Genomic DNA, 11136 nt, shown 5'->3' on the forward strand with positions numbered 1-11136 from the left:
AAGTGTTTCCATACTTACTGTCATACCAATATACAGCTGATACGAGCCATAAGCCGAAGCAGTGACAGAATCGATTAACAAATTTTAACTAACAGGTAATAACTGATGAAAACACAAATCAAAAAAGTCTTAATATTAGGTAGTAGTTTACTGATGTTATCGTTACTGACAGGGTGCGATTTTACCGATTATAAAACGCGAATTCAAAGAGAAAACGATATTAATAACCCAACAGGAAATAAAAAATCTTGCTTAAGGGTCGGTAAGGTTTATGAAGATATGTATCCTTATACTATTCAATATATTGAAGGCGAAATTGATCCTGATGATGCATGGGATAAAATCGCCGCCAATAATGAGCTTAATTTAAAACTATCCCTCTATGCCAAAGAGGGATTATTTACCGAAGAGCTGGTTGGTCATGACGGTGATAAGCCTTTGTACCGTTATAATTTAACGGATGAAGGTCGTAAATACGTAGATTGGTGGGGGGGGACTAACTTCTGCTTTGGTCGGGTTGTGGTAGAAAAAATTATAGATGTGGATAATCAACTTAAAGGTATGCGTATGGTTACGTTTACCTATCATTTAGAAAATGTGCCAAATTGGATAAAAAATAAGGATATTTATAGTCTATATCCTAATTATAGCGAAATTGAACCCGCGGTAACGGGTAGTAGACCTGCTTTAGGAAGTCATTATTACAATATTAAGTCGGATGGTAGATTAAAATTGATCCGTGCGGAAAGTGGTAATTATCTTTTATAAAGTTATTTTAATTCATTAGATTACTGTTAAGTTTAAGATTTGCGGGGTAAAAAAGTGTTTCCATACTTACTGTCATACCAATATACAGCTGATACGAGCCATAAGCCGAAGCAGTGACAGAATCGATTAAAAAACTTTAACTAACAGGTAATAACTGATGAAAACACAAATCAAAAAAGTCTTAATATTAGGTAGTAGTTTACTGATGTTATCGTTACTGACAGGGTGCGATTTTACCGATTATAAAACGCGAATTTAAAATGGTTATGGCAAAGTTTGTATTAACACAAAAGTCAAAACTAAGTTTATTTTCATCTAAGAACTATTGAATTTATGTATCTCTATGAATTTATATTAAAAAATGATAGGTCTTGGTAAAAATGGAAAAATTAAAGTGAGCCTGCTTTTTATTTTATAAAAATTAATTAGTTAAAAGTTTTTAAAAATTGAAAAAATTTGGTAGAATTTACCAATTTAAATAAGTTTATATAAAACATATAGATAAAATTAGAGTGTTCCCTGTATACACAGGGATAAATCCATGAAGGTGATGTTGAATATAAAACAGAACGTGGTTAGGAAATGTATTATTCAAAAATTATCAATTATTGAAAGTGTGAGGTGTTTAGTGCATCCTCATATAAATGGGTTTTAATTTAATTTTCCTTACCGCGAAGTTTTCTTGATAACCGTTTAAATCCATGAGTGAATTTTTTTATCGCCATTGCTAAAAATGGAACTTCTATTTTGATATTAAACCGTTCTTGTAATTCAATGGCGTCGTTAGCTTTGGTTAACCAGATAAACCCTGAGTTAGTTAAATCAATGGCTTTAATTTTTCCGTCCGGTGTTAAAATAAAGTTTCCACCATGGATATCATTTGAAACCAAGTTATAATGGTGAAGTTTTTCAACGCAGTGTTTTATTTGCTCTCCGTAATCTTTCATTTCGTCCCACGCTAGTGAGCGCCCTTCGATGAAGTTAAAAATCATGTAATGACGTTTCGTTTTTTCGTCAAAAGCAACAAGATAAAGTTCATAGGCAATATCACACTTATCAAGCGAGATTTTCGCCAATTTACGAATTAAATTGAAATAAAAATCGCCAGTTAATTTTGCAATAATTCGGCGTTCTAAACGATGTTCGACTCCGCCGTCTATTTTGAAAATAAATTTGGTTTGGTTGTGATTGATTAAGTAAGTGTATCTTTCTATTTTATCGCTAGGATCAAGTAGCTGGTGATGCCCTTCTTCTGCTAAAAATTGGTCAAAAAGCTTAAGATAATCGATTTCATCATTTTGTACGTAGGCAAACTTGATATTGCCTCGTTGGCGTTCAATAATTTTTGCAAAATTATTCAAATTATATAACCTCAGTGGAACTTGAAAAAATTGCTTTATCTTAAACATTATCGTGATTAATGTAAACGACACTATGGTTTTTATATGATTGGAATATAAATAGAAGGTAGATTCGGTTTAAGTTGTATATGTGGTTTGTTTAAAATGCTATGATACCGGTTTTATTGATTTTGTAATTTATTGTTTAAATGAGTTATGTCAGAGCAAACATCGATATGGTTTTTATATGTTATTAGGACAGCCAAACAATCACTTTATACAGGTATTACAACCGATGTACAAAGACGATTACGCCAACATCAGAATAATAAAGGTGCCAAGCATCTAAAAGGTCATCAAGATTTAAAAGTGGTTTACCAAGTTAAAGTCGGTGGACGGTCATTAGCTTTAAAACTTGAGTATCGAATAAAACATCTTTCAAAAAAGGACAAAGAAGCATTGATTATTCAATCCCCTGATTTAAATAATTTATTGAAGTTACTTGATAAGTAGAAAGGGTGAGTAACGTCGAAATACCCGCTATTTTTTATAGTAAATAGATAGCCCATTTTACATAGTTGACATTAATTGCAGCGGAGGGGATTTAATCGCTTGAATCTGCTGGTTAAATTGTGTCAATTGTTGCTGCCAAAAATCAAGATCTGTAATCCATGGAAAGGCAATGGGGAAAGCGGGATCTTGCCAACGAGTAATTATCCATGCTAAATGATGCACCATTCTCATAGCTCTTAGGGGCTCAATTAATTTTAGTTGTTCTTTATCAAAATGGTAAAAAGATTCGTACATTTCAATGAGTGTATCTAGCTGTAGTCGTTGTTCTTGACGATCACCATGCAGTAACATCCATAAGTCTTGAATGGCTGGACCATTGCGTGAATCGTCAAAATCGACAAACATCACATTATCATGGCATAAGATGTTGCCTGCATGACAATCTGCATGTAAGCGAATTGCTTGCCAGTCATTATGCCAATGTTGTTCTACGGTCTTAATCAATTGTGTTAAAGTTGCTTTGAGTTCAATATGAATTTTAGAGGGAAGGTAACGGTAAGATAATAAAGTGTCTTGCGGCTTATAAAGGTACTCTTCAAGCCCGATTGTGGGGCGATATAAAAATGTTTCTTTAGCACCAATTTGATGTATTTGACCAAGTCGCATACCTGCTAATTCCATTTGTTCTATGTTATCTACTTCGTATTGCCGTCCACCTACACTAGGAAATAACGCGAAGAAATAGCCTTGATATTCATGTAAGGTACGGTCGTTAAATACCAGAGGTGCAACAACAGGAATTTCCGCATTTAAGAGCTGCTGTGTGAATTGATGCTCTTCAAGAATCTGCTTTTTTGTCCAACGGTGTGGGCGATAAAATTTAGCAATGTAACGAGTGCGCTGTTCATCATAAAATTGGTAAACACGGTTTTCATAGCTGTTTAATGGTGTTAATCCAGAATCAACACTAATCCCCATTGATGCTAAACCATCTAAAATCCGATCTGGCGATAAGGTATGAAATGAAAAAGCAGCACTATTCATTAACTAGTTTCCTTTATTGCAAATTAAACCATTCATTTAATTTTTGTTTTAATGGTTCTAGCCCAATGCGTTTAGGTGACGAAAAGGGCGCTACAGTAATGTCACCTTGGAAAGGTAAAATCGCTTCTTTAATCATGTTAACTTGTTTTTTTTGTGCTCCAGAGGCCAATTTATCGGCTTTAGTCAGTAATAACATAATTGGGATATTGACCGAAACTGCCCATTCAATCATTTGTTGGTCTAGATCTTTTAAGGGGTGTCTAATATCCATTAGGACAATTAGTCCTTTTAAACTTTCACGCTTTTGTAAATATTCACCCAGTGATTTTTGCCATTTGCGTTTGATTGCTTCAGGCACTTGGGCAAAGCCATAACCCGGCAAATCGACTAAACGGCAATTTTCTTCGACTTCAAATAGATTAATTAATTGAGTCCGTCCAGGCGTTTTACTGGTTCTGGCTAACCCCTTTTGATTGGTTAATGTGTTTAGTGCGCTTGATTTTCCTGCATTTGAGCGGCCAGCAAAAGCAACTTCAACTCCTGTATCATTCGGTAGGTGAGAAATGTCAGGGGCACTTAATATAAAGTGAGTTTTAGCGTAATTTAATGGGCGAATGTTATTCATGAAAGTGTATCCTTTAAGCCCAGTAATGGCACTTAATCTATTAAAATGACGTTACTGTATAGAAAAACTCAAGAATTGACAACCTTTTCGATGGCTTTTGTCAATCGTGTCATGCCTTCTTTTATTTCATCTTCTGTTATGATGAGCGAAGGCGTAAAACGTAATACGTTTGGTCCTGCATTTAAAATCATGACTTTAAATTCAGTTGCAATATTTAAAAAATCACAGGCTTTATTATGGAATTGAGGTTGTAGTTCTGCCCCTAATAATAATCCTTTACCGAGGTATTGTCGAAAGACTTTAAATTTATCATTAATTGTTTCGAGGTGTTCAATAAAAATGGCTCGGCGTTTTGGTATACTTTCGAGTAATTCAGGTGAGTTGATCATGTCAAAAGCTTCACACCCTACTGCACAAGCAAGTGGATTTCCACCATAAGTTGTGCCGTGAATGCCTGGTTGCATAACTGATGCAATCTCTTCTGTGGTTAGCATGGCACTAATTGGAAATCCGCCACCAAGTGCTTTTGCTGAGGTTAATATATCTGGCGTTACACTATAGTGTTGGTAAGCATATAAACTGCCAGTACGACCCATTCCGCATTGGACTTCGTCAAATACAAGTAGTGCTTTATACTCATCACATAGCGCCTTAACACCCTGTAAAAATTCAGGTGTTGCTGAAGTTAAGCCTCCTTCTCCTTGTATTGGTTCAAGCACTACTGCACAAGTATGATCATCCATAACTGCTTTTACTGCTTCTAAATTATTAAACGGTACGTGAATAATATCAGCAGGTTTGGCGCCAAAACCGTCGGAATATTTAGTTTGCCCACCAACCGAGACAGTAAAAAAAGTACGGCCATGGAAAGATTGGTAAAAGGCGATAATTTTAGTTTTGTTAGGATGATATTTTTTAATCGCATAATAACGAGCTAGCTTGAAAGCTGCTTCATTGGCTTCGGCCCCTGAATTGGCAAAAAAGACACGATCAGCAAAAGTATGAGTAGTGAGTTTTTGTGCTAAAGTTAGAGCTGGTTCATTGGTAAAGACATTGCTTACATGCCATAATTTTTCACTTTGTCGATGTAATGCGTCTATTAATCGAGGATGACAATGCCCAAGCGCATTAACTGCAATGCCACCTGCAAAATCAATATATTCTTCGTTGTTTTGATCCCATATTCGGCTACCTTTTCCTTTTACAGGAATGAATTGTGCTGGCGCATAAACAGGTAAAATAACTTTGTCAAACAAGTCGCGTGTGATTTTTGGTTGCATTGTTTTATTCCTATCGTTTTTAATCAATTTTGTGTTAATAAAATAGCTGATTATTCGTTTTTTGTGAATAAATATTCATCAAGAAATGAAATATTACCTAACAAAATAGCCAATAATTTTCTTCTTTTCTATAAGTATTTTCAGGTATAATTGTTAACAATCGTTAATTGGATTTATAGAGATAAATATGAGCCGTGTTATTTATTGCCATTATTTAAAAAAAGAGGCAGAAAGTTTAGATTTTCAGCTTTATCCTGGCGAGCTTGGCAAGCGCATTTTCAATGAAATTTCTAAACAGGCTTGGCAAGAGTGGCTAAAAAAACAGACCATGTTAATTAACGAAAATAAATTTAACATGATGAATCCAGAACATCGAAAAAAAATTGAAACTGAAATGGTTAAATTTTTATTTGAAGGTGAAGATGTTGTCATTGATGGATACAAACCCGAAATTGAGAGCTAACATGAAAAATAATATTAAAATTATTACATTAATTGTTACAGTAAGTCTTTTAGCCGGTTGTCCTAGTAAACATGCAAATTTCGAAGATGAAGATTATTATGTTAAAGATACAAATGCCTTTAATATTTTAATTAGTCAATATGCCAATAATATTGAGCAGATTTGGGGTCCAAAAGAAGTTCTTATTGCAGGCCCTAAGGATTATGTTCAATATGAAGATAATTTACAAACACGTGTACATATCAATTTTGTTTCTGGTGTGATTACCATTGAAACATTGTCAAATACCCCTCAAGAGCATTTGAAAGAAGCAATTGTTTCTACATTGCTAATGCCAGAGCCTGTGGATATTATTCGCCACGATAAAATTAGCCAAGATTTGTCTCAGGAACCTTTTTTATTTAATCAGGTGTTAGATCAAGAAATGCAGCCTATTCGTTGGAGTGGCAGAGCTAATAATTTTGCAGATTATGTGTTAGTAAATAATATCAGAACACGTAAATCAGGTTCACATGAAATTACTTATGTTGAAATTAAGCTTGTTCCAAATCATATTAATCAACGCGCACGGAAATTTTTGCCATTGGTGACTGAAGCTTCAAATCGGTATTTTATTGACGAGCGATTAATTTTAGCAATTATGGAAGTTGAATCTGCCTTTAACCCTTATGCGGTTAGCCGTACTGATGCCCTTGGATTAATGCAAGTACAGCAGCATACTGCTGGGCGAGATATATTTAAATTACGCGGTAAATCAGGAGAGCCAAGTAGAAAGTTTTTGCTTGATCCTCGTAATAATGTGGATATGGGAACTGCCTATTTATCTTTACTTAAAACGAAATATTTAGCAGGTATTAATAATCCAATCTCTTTAAGGTATGCGATGATTACTTCTTATAATGGCGGCGCAGGCAGTGTACTTCGCACTTTTTCAGCTGATCGTAACGAAGCTATCAATATCATTAATTCAATGACCCCACAACAAGTTTATCGTAAGCTTGTCACCTCTCACGTTTCGCAAGAATCACGCAATTATTTAATCAAAGTAAGTAAGCTTTTAGACAATAGGTAATTTGTTTAATTTAATTATCCGTAAATACACTTTCTATGAGGCTATCGTACTATTGATAATACGATAGCGATTTTTTTAAGAAACTATTGATTGTTGATGATGTTACGCTTTTCTGGCGTATTTATTATTTTTTCTTAAAAAAACTTACATTAAACCGCATTATTAATTTCAATTTGTTGTTTTATTATGTTTTTTTTGTTTACAAGTCTTAGCAAATTATGTATTGAAGCAGAAGCCATGATGAACATACAATGACCAAGCACTCTATTAAGCATTAGTCTGTCAATTACAAAAATAAAACCACCTTAGATATAAGCAGTATTAAATATAAAGTTAATCACGGATTTTATCTTCACTTTATTGGTTAAGAGCTTTAATCCAGTCTTGTGTATAAATAAATATTTGAATGAAAGGAAATTATAATTCATGGGCAAATGTAATCGGATTCCATATTTTTCTTGTCTGGGTATAAGTGCTATTTTCCTTCTTGGCTCAAGTGCGGTTTATGCTAAAGCAGGTAATGTACCTAAACTAAATGTTATTCGGGATGAATTTAATACAGAAGAGAAGCTTAATCTCAGTATTTATAACCCAAAAGTTAAGTTAACATCCGATGGGTTATTTACCACTCCAATGGGGCTTTATGTCTACACCAACTATCCCACCAAAATAGCCGAATATCAAATTACAATTTACCGACAATCGGACGTGGATAATCAATATCCATTAAAGACATTGCGTTTTAGTGATATTAGTCCTTATGAAGCGGTATTATGGAATGGTGATACCGATAATGGTGAGCCGTTATCGATTGATACAGAGTATAAAGCGGTTTTAACTACGATTAGTCATACAGGATTAAAAGATAATGTTTATGCGGTAATGTTTCGTACTTTGGGTCATGGCGTGACTCAAGAAAGTGATTTTATTGCTTATACTAAACCCAATGTTGAAGCTGATTTGGTTAATAACGGAGCGTTATTTTACGGTCAATTAAAATCCGACAGTACGATTCCTGGATTTGGGCAAAGTCGTATTGATCATCAAGGTATAGTTGCCTCAGCTCAAGATCGTAAGGTAGTAATACAAATGAGCGGTCTGAACGATAAGAAAGAAGTCATGCTAAATGGTCAGCGATTGGTGGTGGATAATCATGGTCGAGCCATGCGTGAGCTGATTTTGTCTCCTGGTGAATATGAATTTAATTTAAGTTGGCAAGATGAAGAAGGTCAACGCCAATCTCAAAATGAGAAGTTGGTTGTTGAACAAGAAGACGATATTTTTTACGTAGGTATTGTGGATATTACTTATGCACAAAATAATGTGACAGGAGAAGGTAAAGCCATATTAGAAGAAGCTGACAGTCATCATTACAGCGGCAAGGGCAGTTGGGATGGTCGGGTTGCATTTTATTTAAAAGCCAACAAGGGTGATTATCGTTTAACGGCTCATTTAGATACAACTGAGACCAAATTAAAAAATGCGTTTGGTCATTTAGGTGAAAAAGACCCGAGTCGTTTTGTGCGTGAGCTTGACCCACAATCTTACTATCCGATTTATGGTGATGATTCGACGACTGAAAGTGATATTGATACGGAAGGTAAGTTTTATATCAAATTAGAAAAAGGCAAAAGTTACGGTTTATGGGGTAATTACAATACTCAAATTACAGGTAATGAGTTTGCTAATTTTAACCGAAGTTTATACGGAGCGAAGTTATACCATGAAAGTGAGGAAACCACGCAATATGGGGATACGCGCACGTTGGCAACGGTGTTTTTATCCAATGGAGAGACTCGAGGAAGCCATAATGAGTTGGCCTCAACGGGTGGTAGTTTATACTTTTTAAAACATCAACGTATTACAGAAGGCAGTTTAAAGCTGTCGATGGAAGTGCGTGACCGTAACACAGGTCGAGTCATTAGTACTAGCACGTTAACGGAAGGCGTGGATTATGAAGTTAATCAATTTCAGGGACGAGTGATGTTAACCAAAGCGTTGCCAATGACCAGTAATGGGGGAGTAGGTAGTTCCATTATTGAAGGTGGAGGTAGCTTAGTAGGGGGTGACCCTGTTTGGATTATTGCGGAATATGAATATTATGCTGATGGTTTTGATTTAGAAGGTCAAAAAGTGTTTGGTGGTCGAGCTTATCATTGGTTGAACGACCATATTCGTATTGGTGGTACATATATCAATGAAGACCAGTCAAGCGGTGATAATTATGAGTTGAAAGGGGTTGATTTAATTCTTCGCCCAACCCAAGGCACTCATACTCAAATGGAATACGCCAAAACCAAAGCGGGCTTAAGTGATATATTTGTTTCAAGCAATGGTGGATTGTCGTTCAGTCAAACGGTACTGTCAGGAGATACACGAGGAGCGGCGTGGAAAGTTGAGCAAAAAATTGATTTCAATGATTTTACGGCGCAGGATATCCCATTGACTTTTAAAGGTTACTACTCAAAACAGCAAGAGGGCTTTTCAAATTTTGCTAAAGCACGCAGCAGTGATTTAGAAGAGTGGGGTGGTGAACTACGTTATGATTTTGAGCAAGATAAACACGGTTTGTTGTTGAGTTACAGTCAAGAAAAAGACAAGGCTAACTATGTTGAAAAACTTACTCGAGCGCAGTACTACACTGCATTGGGGGATGTGTATACAGCAGCGTTTGAATTACAACACCGCAATGACCACAACTATGGTGAAGACGCCACACATGAAGCATTAATTGCGGCTAAATTGGAGCGTAGTTTTTTTGATGGTCGAGATAAAGGGTATATTATTCAGCAATTAACGGTGGCCAAATCGGGCGATGTGGCAGATGATAACCGTACCACAATTGGTTATAACTCACAAATTACCGACAGTATTAATATTGGTGCGGAAATTTTTGCATCCAATCGAGGCGCTGGAGGGGGTATTCAGGCAGGTTGGGATGTTAATGAGCAGACTAATTTGTATACGAAAGTGTTAAATGATGTGGACTCTACTTCTGGGCGAGGCATTACCACGGTAGTGGGCGGTCGAACCAAAGCGACCAGTGAGCTGGAGCTTTATTCTGAGCGTCAATTCAAAACTAGCAAAATCGATCATACTACTTCAGATGTGTATGGTGTCAGTTATAAACCTACCGAAGCACAATTTATTGAAGGCTCTTACTCGGTTGGGCGTGTAAACAACCGTAATCGTGACCGTACTAGTTTATCGGGTCATGATGAAACGCGTCGTGATGTTTATGCGGCTGGTTACGGCTATAAAAATGATTGGTTCCAAATTCGTAACCGTCTGGAATATCGGATTGATGAAGGTAGTGAACGGATAAGACAATGGGTCACCACCAATAGGGCGAAAACGATTGTCAGTGAAAACTTAAGTTGGTTAGCACAGTTTGATTTTGCAAAAACTTTTGGGAATAAAGACACATCGAATGATGTGGTGAGCAACTATACTGAATCAATGATTGGTTTTGCTTATCGTCCTAAATTAATAAACAATCTGAATTTATTTGGGAAACTGACTTATGTTTACGGGTTAGATCCGGACGATCAGCTGATAGCGAATTCGACCTCATCGAGTGGGAAACGCTATACTTCAAGTTTGTATGACCAAAAGAGCTGGGTGTGGTCGTTAGAAGGGGTTTATGAATGGAATGCAAACTGGGAAACTGCATTTAAAGCAGCCCATAGGCAAGGTCATTTACGCTATAAAAATGAAAGTAACTGGTACTCATCAGGGGCGAGTTTGTATGCGCTGCGTTTAAATTATAAGACAGGCGATTGGGAATATCAGGTAGAGGGTCGTACGTTACGTACCGATTTAGCTGATGACCATAAAGATGGCTTTGTGACGAGTATTTACCGCAATATTGGCGATAATATTAAAATGGGAGTGGGGTATAACTTTACGGATTATAACGACAACTTAACACACCTGAACTATCGTTCACACGGTTGGTTTATCAATGCAGTAGGGAGTTTCTAATGGACAGTTGGCAAAGTGTAGAAATTGGAAAAATTATCCCCCAAGTT

9 protein-coding genes are annotated in these 11136 nt (G+C 36.1%); 5 read left to right on the forward strand and 4 right to left on the reverse strand.

The window, feature by feature from the left end:
- Positions 1-105 precede the first annotated feature (105 nt).
- Entirely contained in the window at positions 106-768 is a 663-nt protein-coding gene (locus tag A9G48_RS09365) for a hypothetical protein (protein ID WP_065576118.1), read from the forward strand.
- A 656-nt stretch (positions 769-1424) separates the two neighbouring features.
- On the opposite strand, the gene A9G48_RS09370 is transcribed toward A9G48_RS09365, so the two are convergent.
- The gene (locus tag A9G48_RS09370) at positions 1425-2129 is read right to left on the reverse strand and encodes a lipopolysaccharide core heptose(II) kinase RfaY (RefSeq protein ID WP_065576119.1); all 705 of its coding nucleotides are present in this window, start codon (positions 2127-2129) and stop codon (positions 1425-1427) included.
- Between the two features lie 195 nt (positions 2130-2324).
- Between A9G48_RS09370 and A9G48_RS09375 the strand changes: the two genes are divergently transcribed.
- On the forward strand, positions 2325-2621 hold the full coding sequence (locus A9G48_RS09375) for a GIY-YIG nuclease family protein (RefSeq protein WP_034943619.1): 297 nt from the start codon (positions 2325-2327) through the stop codon (positions 2619-2621).
- A gap of 57 nt (positions 2622-2678) precedes the next feature.
- Here A9G48_RS09375 and A9G48_RS09380 read toward each other — a convergent pair whose 3' ends face one another.
- From A9G48_RS09380 to A9G48_RS09390, 3 genes are all read right to left on the reverse strand, one after another.
- Complete coding sequence (locus A9G48_RS09380) at positions 2679-3665, reverse strand: serine/threonine protein kinase (RefSeq protein ID WP_065568544.1); 987 nt, start codon at positions 3663-3665, stop codon at positions 2679-2681.
- Positions 3666-3678: 13 nt separating this feature from the next.
- Positions 3679-4290 (reverse strand): ribosome biogenesis GTP-binding protein YihA/YsxC, encoded by a 612-nt coding sequence (yihA, locus tag A9G48_RS09385; RefSeq protein WP_051825026.1) that lies wholly within the window; start codon positions 4288-4290, stop codon positions 3679-3681.
- Positions 4291-4358: 68 nt separating this feature from the next.
- Positions 4359-5570 carry an aspartate aminotransferase family protein gene (locus A9G48_RS09390; protein WP_034943613.1) on the reverse strand — a complete coding sequence of 404 codons (1212 nt, stop codon included), beginning with the start codon at positions 5568-5570 and terminating at the stop codon, positions 4359-4361.
- 187 nt (positions 5571-5757) lie between these two features.
- On the opposite strand from A9G48_RS09390, the gene A9G48_RS09395 reads away from it, so the two are divergent.
- The 3 genes from A9G48_RS09395 (at position 5758) to A9G48_RS09405 (ending at position 11089) form a co-directional block, all read left to right on the forward strand.
- Positions 5758-6033: an oxidative damage protection protein gene (locus A9G48_RS09395; protein ID WP_034943610.1), complete on the forward strand. Its 276-nt coding sequence runs from the start codon at positions 5758-5760 to the stop codon at positions 6031-6033.
- A 1-nt stretch (position 6034) separates the two neighbouring features.
- Positions 6035-7105, forward strand: a complete 1071-nt coding sequence (mltC, locus tag A9G48_RS09400) for a membrane-bound lytic murein transglycosylase MltC (protein WP_034943608.1) — start codon at positions 6035-6037, stop codon at positions 7103-7105.
- Between the two features lie 426 nt (positions 7106-7531).
- A complete protein-coding gene (locus tag A9G48_RS09405; RefSeq protein ID WP_065576120.1) occupies positions 7532-11089 on the forward strand; it encodes a hypothetical protein in 3558 nt (1185 codons plus the stop codon).
- The last annotated feature ends 47 nt before the right edge of the window (positions 11090-11136 follow it).

Origin of the sequence: Gilliamella sp. wkB18, assembly GCF_001690875.1 — a bacterium.
GTDB classification, from domain to species: domain Bacteria; phylum Pseudomonadota; class Gammaproteobacteria; order Enterobacterales; family Orbaceae; genus Gilliamella; species Gilliamella apicola_A.

What these genes read in the sequence shown, in the direction of transcription:
- A9G48_RS09380 (WP_065568544.1), bottom strand. Translation starts at nt 3,665, where the DNA reads ATGAATAGTGCTGCTTTTTCATTTCATACCTTATCGCCAGATCGGATT.
- A9G48_RS09365 (WP_065576118.1), top strand. Translation starts at nt 106, where the DNA reads ATGAAAACACAAATCAAAAAAGTCTTAATATTAGGTAGTAGTTTACTG.
- A9G48_RS09390 (WP_034943613.1), bottom strand. Translation starts at nt 5,570, where the DNA reads ATGCAACCAAAAATCACACGCGACTTGTTTGACAAAGTTATTTTACCT.
- A9G48_RS09375 (WP_034943619.1), top strand. Translation starts at nt 2,325, where the DNA reads ATGTCAGAGCAAACATCGATATGGTTTTTATATGTTATTAGGACAGCC.
- yihA (WP_051825026.1), bottom strand. Translation starts at nt 4,290, where the DNA reads ATGAATAACATTCGCCCATTAAATTACGCTAAAACTCACTTTATATTA.
- A9G48_RS09395 (WP_034943610.1), top strand. Translation starts at nt 5,758, where the DNA reads ATGAGCCGTGTTATTTATTGCCATTATTTAAAAAAAGAGGCAGAAAGT.
- mltC (WP_034943608.1), top strand. Translation starts at nt 6,035, where the DNA reads ATGAAAAATAATATTAAAATTATTACATTAATTGTTACAGTAAGTCTT.
- A9G48_RS09405 (WP_065576120.1), top strand. Translation starts at nt 7,532, where the DNA reads ATGGGCAAATGTAATCGGATTCCATATTTTTCTTGTCTGGGTATAAGT.